General features: G+C 75.0%; 21 protein-coding genes. 10 read left to right on the top strand and 11 right to left on the bottom strand.

Annotated features, from left to right (window positions below; translation table 11 throughout):
* Window positions 1–79 precede the first annotated feature (79 nt).
* Both CFP65_RS35550 and CFP65_RS35545 read left to right on the top strand, forming a co-directional pair.
* Window positions 80–247 (top strand): hydrophobic protein, encoded by a 168-nt coding sequence (locus tag CFP65_RS35550; protein WP_104820036.1) that lies wholly within the window; start codon window positions 80–82, stop codon window positions 245–247.
* Window positions 241–756: a DUF1360 domain-containing protein gene (locus CFP65_RS35545; protein ID WP_254552735.1), complete on the top strand. Its 516-nt coding sequence runs from the start codon at window positions 241–243 to the stop codon at window positions 754–756. Before CFP65_RS35550 ends, CFP65_RS35545 begins: the two co-directional genes overlap by 7 nt.
* Before the next feature lie 68 nt (window positions 757–824).
* Here CFP65_RS35545 and CFP65_RS35540 read toward each other — a convergent pair whose 3' ends face one another.
* Entirely contained in the window at window positions 825–1322 is a 498-nt protein-coding gene (locus CFP65_RS35540) for a hemerythrin domain-containing protein (protein ID WP_104820034.1), read from the bottom strand.
* A 134-nt stretch (window positions 1323–1456) separates the two neighbouring features.
* On the opposite strand from CFP65_RS35540, the gene CFP65_RS40325 reads away from it, so the two are divergent.
* Complete coding sequence (locus tag CFP65_RS40325; RefSeq protein ID WP_217368220.1) at window positions 1457–1654, top strand: hypothetical protein; 198 nt, start codon at window positions 1457–1459, stop codon at window positions 1652–1654.
* A gap of 72 nt (window positions 1655–1726) precedes the next feature.
* Here the strand turns inward: CFP65_RS40325 and CFP65_RS35535 are convergent, their stop codons facing one another.
* The gene (locus tag CFP65_RS35535) at window positions 1727–2185 is read right to left on the bottom strand and encodes an SRPBCC family protein (RefSeq protein ID WP_104821357.1); all 459 of its coding nucleotides are present in this window, start codon (window positions 2183–2185) and stop codon (window positions 1727–1729) included.
* A gap of 142 nt (window positions 2186–2327) precedes the next feature.
* Here CFP65_RS35535 and CFP65_RS39480 point away from each other — a divergent pair, with 142 nt between their 5' ends.
* Complete coding sequence (locus tag CFP65_RS39480; RefSeq protein ID WP_158702537.1) at window positions 2328–2516, top strand: hypothetical protein; 189 nt, start codon at window positions 2328–2330, stop codon at window positions 2514–2516.
* A 13-nt stretch (window positions 2517–2529) separates the two neighbouring features.
* Here the strand turns inward: CFP65_RS39480 and CFP65_RS35530 are convergent, their stop codons facing one another.
* Window positions 2530–2964, bottom strand: coding sequence for a hypothetical protein (locus CFP65_RS35530; RefSeq protein WP_158702536.1), 435 nt, complete (start codon window positions 2962–2964; stop codon window positions 2530–2532).
* 175 nt (window positions 2965–3139) lie between these two features.
* Window positions 3140–3322 (bottom strand): hypothetical protein, encoded by a 183-nt coding sequence (locus tag CFP65_RS35525; RefSeq protein WP_158702535.1) that lies wholly within the window; start codon window positions 3320–3322, stop codon window positions 3140–3142.
* Between the two features lie 156 nt (window positions 3323–3478).
* Between CFP65_RS35525 and CFP65_RS35520 the strand changes: the two genes are divergently transcribed.
* Together CFP65_RS35520 and CFP65_RS35515 are read left to right on the top strand one after the other, a co-directional pair.
* Window positions 3479–4432, top strand: a complete 954-nt coding sequence (locus CFP65_RS35520) for a TIGR03557 family F420-dependent LLM class oxidoreductase (protein WP_104820031.1) — start codon at window positions 3479–3481, stop codon at window positions 4430–4432.
* 60 nt (window positions 4433–4492) lie between these two features.
* A complete protein-coding gene (locus tag CFP65_RS35515; protein ID WP_104820030.1) occupies window positions 4493–6253 on the top strand; it encodes a glycoside hydrolase family 15 protein in 1761 nt (586 codons plus the stop codon).
* A gap of 207 nt (window positions 6254–6460) precedes the next feature.
* Here the strand turns inward: CFP65_RS35515 and CFP65_RS35510 are convergent, their stop codons facing one another.
* Both CFP65_RS35510 and CFP65_RS35505 read right to left on the bottom strand, forming a co-directional pair.
* Window positions 6461–10006 carry a HAMP domain-containing protein gene (locus tag CFP65_RS35510; protein ID WP_104820029.1) on the bottom strand — a complete coding sequence of 1182 codons (3546 nt, stop codon included), beginning with the start codon at window positions 10004–10006 and terminating at the stop codon, window positions 6461–6463.
* Window positions 10007–10136: 130 nt separating this feature from the next.
* Window positions 10137–10499, bottom strand: coding sequence for an STAS domain-containing protein (locus tag CFP65_RS35505; protein ID WP_158702534.1), 363 nt, complete (start codon window positions 10497–10499; stop codon window positions 10137–10139).
* 116 nt (window positions 10500–10615) lie between these two features.
* On the opposite strand from CFP65_RS35505, the gene CFP65_RS39475 reads away from it, so the two are divergent.
* Complete coding sequence (locus CFP65_RS39475; protein ID WP_158702533.1) at window positions 10616–10771, top strand: hypothetical protein; 156 nt, start codon at window positions 10616–10618, stop codon at window positions 10769–10771.
* Window positions 10772–10782: 11 nt separating this feature from the next.
* Here CFP65_RS39475 and CFP65_RS35500 read toward each other — a convergent pair whose 3' ends face one another.
* A complete protein-coding gene (locus CFP65_RS35500; RefSeq protein WP_104820027.1) occupies window positions 10783–11196 on the bottom strand; it encodes an ATP-binding protein in 414 nt (137 codons plus the stop codon).
* The gene (locus tag CFP65_RS35495; RefSeq protein WP_104820026.1) at window positions 11193–11639 is read right to left on the bottom strand and encodes an STAS domain-containing protein; all 447 of its coding nucleotides are present in this window, start codon (window positions 11637–11639) and stop codon (window positions 11193–11195) included. Before CFP65_RS35495 ends, CFP65_RS35500 begins: the two co-directional genes overlap by 4 nt.
* Before the next feature lie 239 nt (window positions 11640–11878).
* On the opposite strand from CFP65_RS35495, the gene CFP65_RS35490 reads away from it, so the two are divergent.
* Window positions 11879–12994, top strand: a complete 1116-nt coding sequence (locus CFP65_RS35490; protein ID WP_104820025.1) for an AI-2E family transporter — start codon at window positions 11879–11881, stop codon at window positions 12992–12994.
* 17 nt (window positions 12995–13011) lie between these two features.
* Here CFP65_RS35490 and CFP65_RS35485 read toward each other — a convergent pair whose 3' ends face one another.
* On the bottom strand, window positions 13012–13377 hold the full coding sequence (locus CFP65_RS35485) for a hypothetical protein (protein ID WP_104820024.1): 366 nt from the start codon (window positions 13375–13377) through the stop codon (window positions 13012–13014).
* Between the two features lie 236 nt (window positions 13378–13613).
* Here CFP65_RS35485 and CFP65_RS35480 point away from each other — a divergent pair, with 236 nt between their 5' ends.
* Together CFP65_RS35480 and CFP65_RS35475 are read left to right on the top strand one after the other, a co-directional pair.
* Window positions 13614–14285 carry a TetR/AcrR family transcriptional regulator gene (locus tag CFP65_RS35480; RefSeq protein WP_104820023.1) on the top strand — a complete coding sequence of 224 codons (672 nt, stop codon included), beginning with the start codon at window positions 13614–13616 and terminating at the stop codon, window positions 14283–14285.
* A gap of 77 nt (window positions 14286–14362) precedes the next feature.
* Window positions 14363–14557: a DUF1918 domain-containing protein gene (locus CFP65_RS35475; RefSeq protein WP_104820022.1), complete on the top strand. Its 195-nt coding sequence runs from the start codon at window positions 14363–14365 to the stop codon at window positions 14555–14557.
* A gap of 16 nt (window positions 14558–14573) precedes the next feature.
* Here CFP65_RS35475 and CFP65_RS35470 read toward each other — a convergent pair whose 3' ends face one another.
* A complete protein-coding gene (locus tag CFP65_RS35470) occupies window positions 14574–15353 on the bottom strand; it encodes an ABC transporter permease (RefSeq protein ID WP_104820021.1) in 780 nt (259 codons plus the stop codon).
* Window positions 15350–16291: an ABC transporter ATP-binding protein gene (locus tag CFP65_RS35465; protein ID WP_104820020.1), complete on the bottom strand. Its 942-nt coding sequence runs from the start codon at window positions 16289–16291 to the stop codon at window positions 15350–15352. The genes CFP65_RS35470 and CFP65_RS35465 overlap by 4 nt, the downstream gene beginning before the upstream one ends.
* Window positions 16292–16322 lie beyond the last annotated feature (31 nt).

Raw genomic sequence — 16322 nt, 5'->3', positions numbered from 1 at the left:
GGCTTCCCCCAGGCATGAACTCGCCCGACCAGGGCAGACGCGCCCTTGGCCGAGTCCCGTGCTACGAAAGGTGACGGTCATGCTGGTCCTCATCCTCGTCCTTCTGCTGGCGTTGATCCTCGGGGGTGTCGGGTTCGCCGTTCACGTACTGTGGTGGGTGGCCCTGGCGATCCTCGTCATCTGGCTGATCGGCTTCCTGCTCCCGGCCGGGGGCCGGGGCGGCGGCCGCCGGTGGTACCGGTGGTGAAGCCCGTCGCGACAGCCGCCCGCGCCGAGCGCGCGGCGTACGAACCGGACGGCGAGCAGCCGATCGCCGGTTACCTGGCCGCGGTCGGCGTCTACCCGACCGGGGTGGCCGCCCTCGCGGCGGCCGCCCGGGCCAAGGGCCGGCCGCTGCCCGCCCCGGGTCCTTGGGACGTCACCCTGACCGCCGGTGCGGTGCACCGGCTGGCCCGGCTGGTCGCCAAGGACCCGGTCACCAGCCCGCTGCGGCTGCCCTTCACCCACGTCCGCGGCCAGTCGAGGCCCGCCGAGCTCGACGAGGAGGTCCGCGGCAGCGGCCTGCGGCGAGCCGTCGGCGAGCTGATCACCTGCCCGTTCTGCACCGGCCTCTGGCTGGCCACCGGCTTCACCGCCGGCCAGGTGCTCGCCCCGGGCGCGACCAGGCTGGTCGGCTCCGGCCTCTCCGCCCTCACCGCTGCGGACTTCCTGCACTTCGCCCGCGTCGGCATGCAGCGGCTCAGCGAGCAGGACTGACCCCCTCGGACCGGTGCGGCCGTGGCCTCGGGCCCCGGCCGCACCGGTCCGGTCGTTCGACACCTCCCTCAGCCCTCCAGTGCGTCCGCCACCCGGTGCAGCACCCCGGCCCGTTCCGGCTTGCGCGGGGCGGTCTCCCGAACGCCCAGCATCCGCTCGCCCAGTTCCTGGAGCTCCTTGCGGCCCAGCGCGGCCCGCACCTGCGGGAACCAGCTGCCCTCTTCCTCCTCGATGTGCCGCTCGACCGCGTCGATCAGCACCAGCACCTTCGCGTCGTACTCCTCGTCCCCGCTGCTCATCCGGCTCAGCTCCTCGCAGAGCAGATCGGCCACGTGGTGCTCCTGCTCAGCCCGCCGCATCTCCCCGGCCAGCGCCGGAAGTTGCTCCCGGACCTTCGGGTAGACCAGCTCGTCCTCCAGATACGTGTGCACGGTCAGCGCCTCGACGATCCGCTCGACCGTCCCCTCCCGGGCCGCATCGTCCCCCGCCGACTCCCGGTAGGCGCGGAACAGCCGGCGCACCTCCTTGTGGTCCTCCCGCAGCAGCACGATGGCGTCGTTCGACATGACCCTCTCCTCACGGTCGGGGACCGGCGTCTCCCCTGACCGGAGGGCAGCAAACCCGGTTTCCCTCGGCCGCGCCCGGGCAGCCGAGTCGTGGGGCGTCGACGCGCGCCCGCCTCCGACACCGAAGGAGCACCATGACCGTCAACCCCGGCCCACCCGAGGGCCGCCCACACCAGCCGCACACTCCGGACACCCCCAACCCCGGCCCACCGGACGGCCGCCCACACCAGCCGCACACCCCGGACGCCCCCAACCCCGGCCCACCAGACGGCCGCCCGCACCAGCCACACATCCCGGACACCCCCAACCCCGGCCCACCCACCACTCCCTGACCGCCGCCGCACAGACCGCCGCCCCCGCCCGGAAACCCACTCCGGACGGGGGCGGCGGCGCGGCGACGCGACTCACCCGGGGCTGATCCGCCCCCGCCAGCCGCCGTTCTCCACGCCCCGCTCCTCGATGAAGGACTTGAACCGCCGCAGGTCTCCCTTGACCCGCCGGTCCACGGCGCCCATCGCGGCGCCCGCCTTCTCGGCGATCCCCTCGGGCTCGAACTCCATCGCGAGCCGGACGGCGGTGCGGTGCTCGTCCAGCCGCTCGAAGGTCACCACGCCCATCTGCTGCACCTCGCCGCCCACCGTGCGCCAGGCGATCTTCTGGTCCGGCAGCTGGTCGACGATCTCGGTGTCGAACTCGCGCGTCACCCCGGCGACCTTGGTCCGCCAGTGGTTGTGGCTGGCGTCGAGCTGGGTGACCTCCTCGACCCCCTCCATGAACCGGGGGAACTCCTCGAACTGCGTCCACTGGTTGTACGCGGCCCGCAGCGGCACCTCCACCTCCACGGATTCCTGCACCATGCTCATCCCGGTGACCTCCATTCCGGTCCGTCGTTCGGACTCCCAAACGCGCCTGCCCCGAACCGACTCCCTCATGCACCCCGTTCACCCCTGGTTGCCAGGACCCATCGGGGGTACCCGCCGACCACCGACCACCTTGGGAGGCAACGTGAACGCCAGACGACGGTCCTGGGCCATGACGGCCGACGACCAGCGGACCACCCCGACCCCGGACGAGCACTCCGACGCCCGCCACCACCCGGCCCCGCCAGAGCCTCCCGACCGGGACGACCGGGACGATCGGGACGATCGGGATGACCAGCCCGAGCCCCCGGCAGCGCAGAGCGTCTCCCCCTGAGGGCCCCGGGAGCTCAGGAATCCGCACCGCCGGAATCCGCACCGCCGTACCGCGCCCGCCACTCGCGGGCGCGGTCGTTGTGCCAGTCCACCCCCGACTGGGCCTGCTGCTCCGAGAGGCCGCTGAGTTCGGCCACCAGACTCAGGGTGACCGGTTCGTCGAACTCGGCCAGGGCACGGCAGACCTTGGCGGCCCACTGCTCCTCGGGCACGAAGGGCCGGTCCCGGTACTGTTCGACCAGGACGACCAGGTGCGCCGCCGTGCAGGCGGTCACCACCCGTTTGCCGTCCAGGTCGGGGTCGCTCTCGTGCAGCGCCGAGGAGTCCGGCACCAGCGCCCCGAGCAGGTCCTCATCCGCCACGATCTCCCCACAGAGGTCGCACAGGTCGAAGGCCTCGCAGGCCGCAGCGTCGAATCCTCCTGCGCTCGGTGCTCCACCATCCGTCATGCCGGGCGGCTACCCATCCGCCACTGCGCGAACCACGCCCGCTCAGCCGAGCCCGTACGCGATCGCCCCGGGCCGCCAGCACTGCGCCGGGTAGTGGGCGCTGTGCCCGGCCACCGGCCGCCGCCGCCCGGGGCGGTGGTGAGCCGGTCGGTGCGCGGGCCGGTCGGCCCGCCGGTCAGTCCTCGCCGAGGACGGCGTAGCGCTCCGCATCGCCCGGCTCCTCGCTCTGCTCGACCAGCGCCGGCTGCCGCACGGGCGCCGCCTCCGGCCCCGGGCGGCGCTGCGCCGCCGAGTGCCGCCCCGGCTGCCCGGGGATGCGTACGGCTCGGCCAGGCCCGTCGCCCTCGCGCGCGTCCATCGAGGTCACCTCCGAAATCCGGTCGGGGAGCCCGGGTGCGGGCTACCGATGACCCTCCCGGCTACCCGCCTCGGCCCGCCGGAAACGGGGTTTCAGCGCCCCTGCCCCGGTTAGCCGCCTGCGGAAGGCACTCCCACCGACCCCCGCGAGGCCGCCATGACCGCCTGCGGCTACTTCCTCTCCTGCGAGGAGTTCACCCCCGCCCAACTGCTCGACCAGGCACGGCTCGCGGAGGCGGCCGGGTTCACCCACCTGGCCGTCTCCGACCACTTCCACCCCTGGAACGAGGCCCAGGGCAGCAGCCCGTTCGTCTGGGGCCTGCTCGGCGCGCTCTCCCAGGTGACCGACCTTCCGGTGACCACCCTGGTCACCTGCCCGACCGTCCGGCTCCACCCGGCGGTGACGGCGCAGGCGGCGGCCACGGCGGACGTGCTGCTGCCCGGTGGCCTGCGGCTGGGCGTCGGCACCGGCGAGGCGCTCAACGAGCACATCCTGGGCGACCACTGGCCGCCGTTCGCCGTCCGGGCCGAGATGCTGGCGGAGGCGGTGGCGGTGATGCGCGAGCTGTTCACCGGCGGGCAGGTCTCCCACCGGGGCGTCCACTACACGGTGGAGAACGCCCGCCTCTACACCCCGCCCACCAGCCGGCCGCTGCCGGTGTACGTCTCCGCCTTCGGCCCCCGGGCCGCCGAGGCGGCCGCCGGCTTCGCCGACGGGCTGGTCACCATGACCCCGGACCGCGAGCTGATCGGCCGCTACCGCGCGGCCGGCGGCGAGGGCCCGGTGATCGGCGGGGTCAAGGTCTGCTGGGGTCCGGACCGCGAGCAGGCGGTCGGCACCGTCCACCGGCTCTGGCCCAGCGAACTGCTGCCGGGCGAGCTGGCCCAGGTGCTGCCGACGCCCCGGCACTTCGAACAGGCCACCGAGCTGGTCACCGAGGAGATGGTCGCCTCCGCCGTGACCTGCGGCGACGACCCCGAGGAGCACGTCGAACGGCTGCACGGTTACGCCGAGGCCGGCTTCGACGAGGTGTACGTCGGCCAGATCGGCCAGGCCCAGCAGGGCTTCTTCGCCTTCTACCGCGAACAGGTGCTGCCCCGGCTGCGCTGAACCCAGGGCCGGTCGAGCCGAGCTCCCGCACCCGCCCGCCCACCCCGCCCCGGAGGTCCGATGACCGGCTACCCACCCCAGAGCCTGCGCGAGTACGCCCTGCTCGCCGACGGCGAGCGCGGCGCGCTGGTCGGACCGCAGGGCGAGATCGCCTGGCTCTGCGCCCCGCGCTGGCACGACGAGCCCCTCTTCGCCGGTCTGATCGGCGGCGGCGGGGTCTACGCCGTGACCCCCCTCGGCCGCCACGTCCCCGGCGGCTACTACGAGGACGGCAGCCTGATCCGGCGCGGGCGCTGGGTCACCGAGAGCGGTCCGGTCGAGTGCCGCGAGGCCCTGGCCCTGCCCGCCGACCCGCACCGCCTGGTGCTGCTCCGCCGGATCACCGCCGAGCACGGCCCGGCCCGCCTCCGGCTCGTCCTGAGCCCGGGCCCGGGCTTCGGCGCCCGCCGGGTCGGCGCCCCGCACCGCACCCCGGACGGCACCTGGGAGCAGCGCGTCGGCGGCCTCCACCTCCGCTGGTCCCGCCCGGACGCCCACCCCGCCCCGGACGAGGGCCTCACCGCCGAGCCGACCCTCGCCCCGGGCGAGCGGCTCGACCTGGTGCTCGAGGTCTCCGACCGCGCCTTCGACGGGCCGCCGCCCGAGCCCGGGCGCTGCTGGCGCGCCACCGAGCGCGCCTGGCGGGCCGCCGTGCCGCCGCTCGGCGAGGTGTGGAGCGGACGCGATGCGCGGCACGCCTACGCGGTGCTGCACGGCCTGACCTCGTCCGCCTCGGGCGGCATGGTCGCGGCGGCCACCACCAGCCTCCCGGAGCGGGCCGAGGCGGGGCGCAACTACGACTACCGGTACGTCTGGATCCGCGACCAGTGCCTGGCCGGCCAGGCCGTGGCCGCCTGCGGCCCGTACCCGCTGCTCGACCGGGCGGTCCGCTTCACCACCGCCCGCCTGGCCGAGGACGGGCCCCAGCTGGCCCCGGCTTACACCGTCGGCGGCGGCCGGGTGCCCGAGCAGCGCCGGATCGACCTGCCGGGCTACCCGGGTGGCCACGACCTGGTCGGCAACCAGGTCACCGACCAGTTCCAGCTCGACGCCTTCGGCGAGGCACTGCTGCTGTACGCGGCGGCGGCCCGGCACGGACGCCTCGGGCCCGAGGACCACCGGGCCCTGCACACCGCCGCCGACACCATCACCCGGCGCTGGCGCGAACCGGACGCGGGGATCTGGGAGCTCTCCCCGCGCGCCTGGACCCACAGCCGGCTGATCTGCGCCGCCGGCCTGCGCGCCGTGGCCGCCCCGGACACCGCCGGCCCGGCCGGCCTCTCCCCCGGGACGGCCGCCCGCTGGTCCGGCCTGGCGGACCGGATCCTGGCCCACACCACCCGGCACGCCCTGCACCCCTCGGGCCGCTGGCAGCGCTCCCCGGAGGACCCGGCCGTCGACCTCGCCCTCCTGCTGCCCCCGCTGCGCGGCGCCCCGGCAGCGGACGACCCCCGGACAGTGGCCACCCTGCGCGCCTGCCTGGCTGACCTGACGGACGGTCACCACGCCTACCGCTTCCGCCACGACGAACGCCCCCTCGCCGAGGCGGAGGGCGCCTTCGTGCTCTGCGGCTTCCTGCTGGCCCTCGCCGAGGCCCAGCAGGGCCACGCCGTCGAGGCGGCCCGCTGGTTCGAGGCGGCCCGCGGCCTCTGCGGCACGGCCGGCCTGTTCGCGGAGGAGTACGACATCGCCCAGCGCCAGCAGCGGGGCAACCTCCCGCAGGCCTTCGTCCACGCCATGATGCTCGAGTCCGCCGCCCGCCTGGCCGCAGCGGAAGGCTGACCTCCGCCGCCCACTCCCGACCCCCGCGCGGCCACGGTCCGTGACGCCGTCCCGGTCGGGATTGACCCGCCCGCACCGGGGCAGACGCGAGGCACGTCCCGGTTCCGGTACGACCGCCGGGACGGCCAACGTGTCACGGAGGTGACGGGCCGCTGCGGAGCCCGCGGATCTCGCCGGTCATCGACCGCCTCGGCCCCCGCCCACCGCTCACCGCTCGGTCAGCCGGCTCCGCATCCGTTCCAGCAGCTGCGGGAGGTCCACCGGCTTGGTCACGTGGTCGTCGGCGCCCGCCGCGAGGCTCTTGGCGCGGTCGCCGGGCATCGCCTTGGCGGTGACGGTGACCACCGGGAGGCGGGCGTAGCGGGGGTCGGCGCGGATCTCGGCGATCGCCTGGTAGCCGTCCAGGCCCGGCATCATCACGTCCATCAGCACCAGGTCGGTCTCGGGGTGGGCCCGCAGCCGCTCGAGGCCGGCCTCGCCGTCGGCGGCGTGCAGCACGGTCACCCCGAGCTCCTCCAGGGCGGCGGCCAGCGCGAAGACGTTGCGGATGTCGTCGTCCACGATCAGCACCGTCCGCCCGGCCAGCACCGAGTCCGGGGCCGGGGCCGGCTGTGCTGGGCCGCCGATCAGCCGGGTGATCCGCTGGCGCAACTCGTCCAGCCCGCTGACCAGTTCGAGCCCCTCCAGCAGGCCCTTGCCGGCCGCCAGGGCGGCCGGGCCGTCACCCCGGTAGCCCAGCAGCACCGCCCCGCCGCCCGCACCGCCGCCCGTCAACGCCGGCACCAGCGCCGCATCGGCGCCGAGGTCGACCACCACGCACCGGTAGGAGTCCTCGTGCAGCGCCGCCCGCACTCCGCCGGCGTCCGCCGCCATCCGCACCTCGGCCCCGGCGGCCCGGGCCACCGCCGCCAGCAGGCCCGACTCGGCCGGCTCCACCACCAGCACCCGTGCCCCGGTCTCGGCCGGCCGGACCGCCGGGGCGGGCCGGGGCGGGCGCTCGGCGTCCACCGGCAGCAGCAGGGTGAACCGGCTGCCGCGCCCGGCGGCCGAGCTGACGGTGAGGGTGCCGCCGAGCAGCCGGGCCAGCTCGCGGCTGATCGAGAGGCCGAGGCCGGTGCCGCCGTAGCGGCGGCTGGTGGTGCCGTCGGCCTGCTGGAAGGCGCCGAAGATGGTGTCCAGGTGGGCCGGGTCGATGCCGATCCCGGTGTCCTCCACCTGGAAGGCCACCGCCGCCCGGGCGGTGGCGAGTTCGGGCGGCAGCTGGGCCCGCTCGACCCGTTCGATCCGCAGCCGCACCTCCCCGGTGTCGGTGAACTTGACCGCGTTGGAGAGCAGGTTGCGCAGCACCTGCCGCAACCTGGCCTGGTCGGTGAGGAGTTGCTCGGGCACCGCCCCGTCGAGGCCCACGCTGAAGGCGAGCCCCTTCTGGTCGGCCAGCGGCCGGAAGGTGGACTCCACGTACTCGAGCAGCTCGCGTACGGCGAAGGTCTCGGGCTGGAACTCCATCTTGCCCGCCTCGACCTTGGAGAGGTCGAGGATGTCGTTGATCAGCTGGAGCAGGTCGGAGCCGGCCGAGTGGATCACCCCGGCGTACTCCACCTGCTTGGCCGAGAGGTTGCCCTCGGCGTTCTGGGTGAGCAGCTGGGCCAGGATCAGCAGGCTGTTGAGCGGGGTGCGCAGCTCGTGGCTCATGTTGGCCAGGAACTCCGACTTGTACGTCGAGGCCAGAGTCAACTGCCTTGCCCGTTCCTCGAGTTCCTGCCGGGCCTGCTCGATCTCCAGGTTCTTCGCCTCGATGTCCTCGTTCCGCTGGGCCAGCAGCGCCGCCTTCTCCTCCAACTCGGCGTTGGAGCGGCGCAGTTCCTCCTGGCCTTCCTGCAATTCCGCCGAACGGCTCTGGAGTTCGGCCGTCAGCCGCTGCGATTCACCGAGCAGCTCGTCGGTGCGGGCGTTGGCCAGCAGGGTGCCGAGGTTGACGGCGCAGGCCTCGGCGAAGCGGGCCAGGAAGTCCCGGTGCACCTGGCTGAACGGGTGGACGGAGGCGAACTCCATCACCCCGAGCAGACTGTCCTCCAGCACGATCGGCAGGATCAGCAGCGCTCTGGCCTGCGCAGACCCTGCGCTGGAGGCCACGGTGGCGTAACCGGCGGGCAGGTCGTCCACGGCCACCGCCTGCCGGCTGCGCGCGGCCTGCCCGACCAGGCCCTCGCCGAGGGCCAGGCGCAGCGGCCGCTCCCCGGCCGGGCGGCCGTAGCCGCTGACCAGCACCAGCCCGGGGCCGGCCGTGCCCTCCTCGGCGAGGAAGAACGCGCCGTACTGGGCGCCGATCAGCGGGGTGAGCTCCTCGGTGATCAGCTCGGCCACCGCCTGGATGTCGCGGCGCCCCTGGATCTCGCCCGCGTACCGGGCCAGGCTGGTCTTGAGCCAGTCCTGCTCCTGGTTGGCCAGGGTGGTCTCGCGCAGCGACTCCACCATCGCGTTGATGTTGTCCTTGAGGTCGGCCACCTCGCCGGAGGCGTCCACGCTGATCGACCGGGTCAGGTCGCCGGCCGCCACCGCGCTGGTCACCTCGGCGATCGCGCGGACCTGCCTGGTCAGGTTGCCGGCCAGCTCGTTGACGTTCTCGGTGAGCCGCTTCCAGGTGCCGGAGACGCCCTCCACCCGGGCCTGCCCGCCGAGCCGCCCCTCGCTGCCCACCTCCCGGGCCACCCGGGTCACCTCGGCGGCGAAGGAGCCGAGCTGGTCGACCATGGTGTTGACCGTGGTCTTGAGCTCCAGGATCTCGCCGCGCGCGTCCACGTCGATCTTGCGGGTCAGGTCACCCCGGGCCACCGCCGTGGTGACCTGGGCGATGTTGCGCACCTGGCTGGTCAGGTTGTGCGCCATGAAGTTGACGCTGTCGGTGAGGTCCTTCCAGGTGCCGGCCACGTTGGGCACCCGGGCCTGGCCGCCCAACTGGCCGTCGGTGCCCACCTCCCGGGCCACCCGGGTGACCTCGTCGGCGAAGGCCGACAGCGTGTCCACCATGGTGTTGATCGCGGCGGCCAGCGCGGCCACCTCGCCCTTGGCCTCCACGGTGATCTTCCGGGAGAGGTCGCCACGGGCCACCGCGGTGGCCACCTCCGAGATCGAGCGCACCTGGCCGGTCAGGTTGGAGGCCATCACGTTGACGTTCTCGGTGAGGTCCTTCCAGGTGCCCGAGACGCCCCGTACGGTGGCCTGCCCACCGAGGTTGCCGGCCGTGCCCACCTCGCGCGCCACCCGGGTGACCTCCTCGGCGAAGGCCGAGAGCTGGTCGACCATGGTGTTGATGGTCTCCTTGAGCTCGAGGATCTCCCCGCGCGCCTCGACCCGGATCTTCCGCCCGAGCTCCCCCTCGGCCACCGCCGTGGCCACCTGGGCGATCGCCCGCACCTGGGTGGTCAGGTTCCCGGCCATCGCGTTGACCGAGTCGGTGAGCTCCCGCCAGGTCCCGACCGCCCCCGGCACCCGGGCCTGGCCGCCGAGCCGCCCCTCGGCCCCGACCTCCCAGGCCACCCGGGTCACCTCGGTGGTGACGGCCCCCAACTGCTCGGTCATCTCGTTGAAGACGGTGGCGATCTCCCCCAGCACCCCGGCCCGCCCACCGGCCAGCCTGGTCCGGAAGTCCCCGTCCCGGACGGCCGTCAGCCCGGCCAGCAGCTGCCGCAGCGCCTGCTCCGCCGATTCCCCCACCGCCCCGGGGCCGCCGACCCGCTCCGGCTGCTCATCCATCCGTCCCACCGTCCCGACCCGCGTCCTGGCCCGCCGGACAGTCCGTACGGCGCCGCGCCGCCTCCGCCATCCCCACTCTCCCACCGCCACCCCGCCCCGGCAGCCCGGTCGGGGCGGCGGTGGCGCCCGGCTACGGCGGCTCGGCCCGGATCCGGAAGGCGTACGCGGCGCCGGTCAGCTCCAGCATGCGCAGCACCAGGGGCCGGGGCCGGGCCAGCTCCAGGTGACTGCCCTCGGCCACCGCGACGGTGCGGGCCCGCAGCAGCACGCTCAGCCCGGAGGAGTCGCAGAACCCCAGCTCGCCCAGGTCCACCACCACCGTGGTGCCCGGCACCACCAGGGCCTCCGCCAGCCACCGGGCCAGCTCGGCCGCCGCCCCCAGGTCGAGCTCCCCGCGCAGCGTCAGCACCGTCCCGCCCGCCCAGGGCCGGGACTCCACGCTGAACGCACCGGCCCGCCCCTGCTCCGGCCCCGGCGGTAGTCGACGGGCCATCCACTTCACTCCTCCCACCATTGGGCTCCCCCAGGCGGCTGTCCGTTCCTCCACCCCCCAAACCCCCGGTTCACCCCCACCTTCCCGGGTACCCGACCCCCAAGGAGGCGATCCCCATGACCATCCCCATACCCCCGGACCCGGACACCGAGCCCTTCCCCCACCCCTACCCGGGCCCCCGCCCCGGCAAGGACCCCGACCCCATCCCCGCACCGCCCCCGCCCACCCCGTCCCCGGACCCGATCCCCGAACCCGAACCCCAGCCCTTCTGAGGACACCCCCGTCAGAGCAGCGGCGAGGGCACTTCCAGCCAGACGTACTTGCCGCCGCCCTCCGGGAGGGAGCCCCAGGCCTCCGCGAGGCGGTCGACCACGCGGAGGCCGTGGCCGCCCGGGTAGGCGGGGTCGCTGCGGCGGACGGCGGGGCGGGCGGGGCTGTCGTCGGAGACCTCGATCCGCAGCCGGGCGCCGTCCCAGGCGAGACGGAGTTCGCGGGGGCCGCCGGGGGCGTGCAGGCAGGCGTTGGTGACCAGTTCGGAGACCATCAGCAGGACGTCCTCGGCGACCGCCACGCCCTCCTCGTCACGTCCGGGCAGCCAGCCCCAGGCGGCCAGGGCCTCCCGGCTGAAGTCGCGGCACCGCTGCACCGCCCCCTCGCTCCCGCCCAGCTCCAGGCGCCGGCCCTCCACCCGCCTCATCCCTCCTCCCCGCCCGGATCGGCCAGCGCGGCCGCCAGATCGGGCTGGATCCGCAGCACCGTGTCAGCCCCGGTGATCTGGAACAGCCGGGCCACCGCCGGCCGCAGCCCGGCCACGTCCAGCCGCAGGCCCGCCGCCACCGCGTCCAGGCGGGCCCGCAGCAGCAGGTTCAGCCCGGTCGAGTCGCAGAAGGTCACCCCGCCGAAGTCCACCACCACCCGCTCCACCCCGTCCTGCGCCACCGGCGCCGCCAAGGCCGCCCGCAGCCCGTCCACCGAGTCGTGGTCCAACTCCCCCGCCACGGCGATGATCCGCACCGCCCCCGCCCGCCGCACCTCCACCCGCACCCGCCCGGCTCCGCCGGCCTCGGCGGGCTGCTCCCCGGCGGGCGTCCCCGCAGGCAGCTCGGACGACGCCCGTTCCTCCTCCGACGGCTCCGCCATCGCACTCTCCCGGTCCGGTCTCGACAGCTGCCTCACGTCCCGACCATCATGCCGCGCACCACGCCGCCCCTCATCCGCGACAGGCCGCCCCCCGCCCCCACTCCGCGCACACCGCGTCCCGGTCATGACCCGCGCCTGCCCAGCCCGCCCCGGCCCACACCCGCCCGGCGCCGTTTCACCACCCACCGCCCGGGTAGCCGCCCAGGGCCCCTCCCACGGATCACGCCCGGAGCCCGCCGATGGCCGTCAGCCCACGGAAGCCACACCTGCGGCCGCACCCGGCCAGGCCCCGCCCCCGCACCACGCCGCGGCCGACGCCCGACCACGTGCCGCCGGGGCTGCGGACGGCGGCCGGCTACGCCTGGCGGCTGCTGCTGCTCGGCCTCGCCGCGTACCTCACCGTCTCCGTGCTGGCCCTGCTCCAACTCCCGGTCATCGCCCTCTTCCTGGCGCTGGTCGCCACCTCGGTGCTGCGCCCGGCGGTCGACCTGCTCGACCGGCTGCTGCCGCGCGCACTGGCCGTGCTGCTGGCCTACCTGGCCGCCCTCGCCGTGGTGGCGGGCGTGCTCGTAGTGGTCAGCACCACCGTGGCCGGCGAGTGGGGCCGCCTCGGCGACGAGCTGCACAGCGGCCTGGCCCGGATCGACCGCTGGCTCACCGGCGCGCCGTTCCACCTGCACGCCGGCACGGTCAGTGACCTGCGGACCAAGCTGGACGCCTTCGTCTCCAGTCACCGCTCCGCGCTGATCTCCACCGCGCTGAGCGGTGCGAGCCACGCCGTGGAGGCCGTCACGGCCATCGCGCTGGCGCTGTTCTGCTCGGTCTTCTTCCTGCACTCGGGTGACCGGATGTGGCACTGGGTCACCGAGCAGCTGCCGGCCCGCTCCCGCCCGGCCTGGCTGCGGGCGGGGCACGCGGCCTGGCGCGCCTTCGCCGGGTACACCCGGGGCATCCTGCTGGTCTCGGCGTCCAACGCCGCCATGGTCGGCATCGCGCTGCTGGCCCTGGACGTGCCGCTCGCACTGCCGCTCACCGTGCTGGAGTTCGTCGCGGCGCTGGTGCCGCTGGTCGGCTCGCCGGTGGCGCTGGCCGTCGCGGCCGTGGTGGCGCTGGCGGCCCGGGGGCCGGTGGTCGCCCTGCTGGTGCTGGCCCTGATCGTGGTGATCGGGCAGATCGAGGGGCACCTGCTGCACCCGCTGGTGATGGGCTGGTCGGTGCGGCTGCACCCGGTGGCGGTGGCGCTCGCGGTGATCGGCGGGGCGGTGCTCGCGGGGGTGCTCGGCGCGCTGGTGGCCGTCCCGGTGGTCTCGGTCGCCTGGGCGGTGGTCCAGGAGCTCCGCCACCCGCCCGCCTGACCGGCGACCGGGGGTGCTCAGCGACCCGACCGGTGCCGCCGCCAGGAGGCGAACCGGACGGTGCCCAGCACCAGCGTCGGCAGCCACACCACCGCGAAGACCCCGAGCACCACCGGCCCGTGCACGGTGCAGGTCACCAGCAGCAGCCCGGCCGAAAGGCTCAGCAACACGGTCAGGACGCCGCTCGGCACCCGCCCCCGCAGCGCGGCGTCCAGCCACCGGGCCGGCCGCCGGGCCCAGGCGTGCGCGTGCTCCATCCGGCTGAGCCGGCGGTCCAGCCGGGTGTCAAGCCGCAGGTCGTCCTCGATCTCGGCCAGCACCCGGCGTTCCCAGGCGGAGAGCCCCGGTCCGTCCACGGCCACCACCTCCCGGCCCGCCGTCATCCGCCCCTACGGCTGCCCAGCCCGGCTGAGTCCTAACACTCCCGCACCCCGATCTGCCCCACCGATTCACCGCGGGGGCTCCGAACATGAGCCCTGTTCCGACTCCGTCGGAGCCCGCCGGACCGGCTCGGGCCCTCATCCGGCCAAGCCGTCCGCCGGGGCGATCACCGCAGGACATGAGCCCCCCTCATATCGGAGATTCGCGCCCGGAACGTCCGATGCGGCAGAGTGGGCGCATGAAGGCGGAGACGGGCGGCCGGGAACAGGCCGTCGGCATCGGTGCACCCCGGCGGCGACCCGTTCAGCAGCGCAGCCAGGAGCGGTACGAGCGGCTGCTCGACGCCTGCGCGGGGCTGCTCGACGAGGTGGGGGCGGGCGCGCTCACCACCAAGGAGGTGGCCCAGCGGGCCCAGGTGCCGATCGGCACCCTCTACCAGTTCTTCTCCGGCAAGGAGAGCCTGCTGGCCGCCCTCGCGGCCCGTAACCTCGACCGCTACCTCGACCGGCTGGCCCGCCGGATCGGCGCCGAACACCCCCTCGGCGTGGCCGGGTTCGTGGATCTGGCGGTGGAGGAGTTCATCGCGATGAAGCGGGCCGTGCCCGGCTTCGGCCACCTCGACTTCGGCCTGGTCGACCATCTCCCCACCACCGCCGAGGCCGAACCCTCGGCGGCCCTGGACCCGGAGCACCTGCTCGACGCCGACCTGGACAACAACGAGGCCGTCGCCCGCCGCCTTCAGCTGCTCGGCGCCCCGCTGGTCGGCTCGCTCGGCGTCCCGCTGACCCTGCGGGTGGCCCTGGAGGCCGCCGACGCCGTGCTCAAACTCGCCTTCCGCGCCGACCCCGAGGGCGACCCGGCCCTGATCGCCGAGTGCAAGCGCCTGCTCCGCGGCTACCTGGCCGACTGATCCACTCCGGGCCCCTTTGCGGGCGCCCCGCCACGGTCGCACAGTGGAGAGCGGGACGACCACGGAGGAGCGGAGCCATGCGCGCGACGGTAGGCGACCAGTTGCACATCCACAGCCGGGCGGTGGGCATGACCGACCGCAAGGGCGAGATCATCGAGGTGCGCGGCACGGACGGCGAGCCGCCGTACGTGGTGCACTTCGAGGACGGCCACGACGGCCTGATCTACCCGGGGCCCGACACGGTCATCGAGCGCCACCAGGACCGGCACTGACAGGCCGTCGGATCACTCAGGCCCGGGCCGGGTCGCGGCGGTAGAGCCAGGCCGCGCCCGCGATGAACAGCGCCCCCCAGACGGTGAAGTTGGCCAGCGCGCCGGCCACGGGGCCGCCGGTGAGCGGGTGGCGGGCCAGCTGGCCGACGCCGTAGCCGGGGGTGAACTCGGCGAAGGAGCGCACCGACTCCGGCAGGAACGGCAGCGGCACGAACAGGCCCCCGCAGAGCGCGAGCAGCGCCAGCGCGGGGCCGACGAACTGCATCACGTTCTCGGAGGGCAGCAGGAATCCCGCGAACAGCCCGAGGGCCGCGAAGACCGAGGACCCGAGCCAGGCGACCAGGCCGGAGAGCAGCCAGACCCGCAGCGGCGCCCGCACCCCGGAGGCCGCCCCGAGGCTCAGCTCCACGACCACCGAGACCAGTCCGAGCAGCATCGCGGTCGCCACCTTGATCGCCAGGTGGGCCAGCGGCAGCAGCGGGGTGATCCGCAGCTGCCTGGTCCAGCCGAGGCTCCGCTCGACCGCGACGGCCGCCCCGCAGGAGGTGGCGGCGAGCATCGCGCCGTACACGGCCATGTTGACCATGGTCAGCGGGCGCACCGCCGTCCCGGCGGCGTCCTGGCCCGCCTGGGGCAGACCGAAGGAGAGGAAGAACACCGCGGGCATCCCCAGCGCGAAGACCAGGGTGCGCCGGTTGCGCAGCACCCGCCGCAGCTCCAGCCGCAGGGCCACGGTGTTGAGCCCGCCGTACGGCGCGCGGGCGGAGGCCTCGGGATCGGCCGTGGCGGTGCTCATCGCTGCTCCTCGGTAAAGGTCCCGCTCACGGTGCCGCCTGCGGCGGGCGGGGCGCTGGTCCGGCCGGTCAAGGCCACGAAGGCCGACTCCAGGGTGGCGGTGACCTCCAGGTCACGGGCCTCGGTGTGGTTGAGCAGGTGCCGCACGACCCGGTCGGAGTCGCGGGTGCGCAGCAGCACCGAGTCGCCGTACGCCTCGGCCGAGTCCACCCCGGGCAGCGCGCGGACGGCCGCCGGATCGGCCTCCGGCCAGACCGCGCGGACCTGGCGGCCGGTGGCCAGGTTCTTGATCGTCGCGGCCGGGCCGTCGGCCACCACGGCGCCCTCGCGGACCACCACGATCCGGTCGGCGTAGGCGTCGGCCTCGTCCAGGTAGTGGGTGGCGAAGAGCACCGTCCGGCCCCGGTCGGCGTCGCGCCGCACGGCCTTCCAGAAGTCCTGCCGGCCCTCCACGTCCATCCCGGTGGTGGGCTCGTCGAGCACCAGCAGCCGGGGCTCGGGCAGCAGGGCCAGCGCGAAGCGCAGCCGCTGCTGCTCGCCGCCCGAGCACTTGCCGACCCGGCGGCCGGCGATCCGGGTCAGCCCCGCCAGCTCCAGCACCTCCTTGACCGGCCGGGCCGCCGGGTAGACCGAGGCCACGTACCGGACGGTCTCGGCCACCGTGAAGTCGCGGAGCAGCCCGCCGCTCTGCAGTACGGCGGCCACCAGGCCGCGCCGGACGGCGTCCACCGGCGGGCGGCCGCAGACCCGGACGGTGCCGGAGTCGGGGCGGGCCAGGCCGAGCAGCAGGTCGATGGTGGTGGACTTGCCCGCGCCGTTGGGCCCGAGGAAGGCGACCACCTCGCCGGGTGCCACCCGCAGGCTCAGGCCGTCCACGGCCGTCACCTCGCCGAAGCGCTTGCGCACCTCGTGCAGCTCGATCACCTCGCCGCCGCTCATCCGCCGGCGCTCCGGTGGCCCGAGTCCTGGG

It is taken from the genome of Kitasatospora sp. MMS16-BH015, from assembly GCF_002943525.1.
Taxonomy (GTDB): Bacteria; Actinomycetota; Actinomycetes; order Streptomycetales; family Streptomycetaceae; genus Kitasatospora.
This window is presented reverse-complemented; position numbering and strand designations above follow the sequence as displayed.

What these genes read in the sequence shown, in the direction of transcription:
- CFP65_RS35550 (WP_104820036.1), top strand. Translation starts at nt 80, where the DNA reads ATGCTGGTCCTCATCCTCGTCCTTCTGCTGGCGTTGATCCTCGGGGGT.
- CFP65_RS35540 (WP_104820034.1), bottom strand. Translation starts at nt 1,322, where the DNA reads ATGTCGAACGACGCCATCGTGCTGCTGCGGGAGGACCACAAGGAGGTG.
- CFP65_RS40325 (WP_217368220.1), top strand. Translation starts at nt 1,457, where the DNA reads ATGACCGTCAACCCCGGCCCACCCGAGGGCCGCCCACACCAGCCGCAC.
- CFP65_RS35535 (WP_104821357.1), bottom strand. Translation starts at nt 2,185, where the DNA reads ATGAGCATGGTGCAGGAATCCGTGGAGGTGGAGGTGCCGCTGCGGGCC.
- CFP65_RS35530 (WP_158702536.1), bottom strand. Translation starts at nt 2,964, where the DNA reads ATGACGGATGGTGGAGCACCGAGCGCAGGAGGATTCGACGCTGCGGCC.
- CFP65_RS35525 (WP_158702535.1), bottom strand. Translation starts at nt 3,322, where the DNA reads ATGGACGCGCGCGAGGGCGACGGGCCTGGCCGAGCCGTACGCATCCCC.
- CFP65_RS35520 (WP_104820031.1), top strand. Translation starts at nt 3,479, where the DNA reads ATGACCGCCTGCGGCTACTTCCTCTCCTGCGAGGAGTTCACCCCCGCC.
- CFP65_RS35515 (WP_104820030.1), top strand. Translation starts at nt 4,493, where the DNA reads ATGACCGGCTACCCACCCCAGAGCCTGCGCGAGTACGCCCTGCTCGCC.
- CFP65_RS35510 (WP_104820029.1), bottom strand. Translation starts at nt 10,006, where the DNA reads ATGGATGAGCAGCCGGAGCGGGTCGGCGGCCCCGGGGCGGTGGGGGAA.
- CFP65_RS35505 (WP_158702534.1), bottom strand. Translation starts at nt 10,499, where the DNA reads ATGGCCCGTCGACTACCGCCGGGGCCGGAGCAGGGGCGGGCCGGTGCG.
- CFP65_RS39475 (WP_158702533.1), top strand. Translation starts at nt 10,616, where the DNA reads ATGACCATCCCCATACCCCCGGACCCGGACACCGAGCCCTTCCCCCAC.
- CFP65_RS35500 (WP_104820027.1), bottom strand. Translation starts at nt 11,196, where the DNA reads ATGAGGCGGGTGGAGGGCCGGCGCCTGGAGCTGGGCGGGAGCGAGGGG.
- CFP65_RS35495 (WP_104820026.1), bottom strand. Translation starts at nt 11,639, where the DNA reads ATGGCGGAGCCGTCGGAGGAGGAACGGGCGTCGTCCGAGCTGCCTGCG.
- CFP65_RS35490 (WP_104820025.1), top strand. Translation starts at nt 11,879, where the DNA reads ATGGCCGTCAGCCCACGGAAGCCACACCTGCGGCCGCACCCGGCCAGG.
- CFP65_RS35485 (WP_104820024.1), bottom strand. Translation starts at nt 13,377, where the DNA reads ATGACGGCGGGCCGGGAGGTGGTGGCCGTGGACGGACCGGGGCTCTCC.
- CFP65_RS35480 (WP_104820023.1), top strand. Translation starts at nt 13,614, where the DNA reads ATGAAGGCGGAGACGGGCGGCCGGGAACAGGCCGTCGGCATCGGTGCA.
- CFP65_RS35475 (WP_104820022.1), top strand. Translation starts at nt 14,363, where the DNA reads ATGCGCGCGACGGTAGGCGACCAGTTGCACATCCACAGCCGGGCGGTG.
- CFP65_RS35470 (WP_104820021.1), bottom strand. Translation starts at nt 15,353, where the DNA reads ATGAGCACCGCCACGGCCGATCCCGAGGCCTCCGCCCGCGCGCCGTAC.
- CFP65_RS35465 (WP_104820020.1), bottom strand. Translation starts at nt 16,291, where the DNA reads ATGAGCGGCGGCGAGGTGATCGAGCTGCACGAGGTGCGCAAGCGCTTC.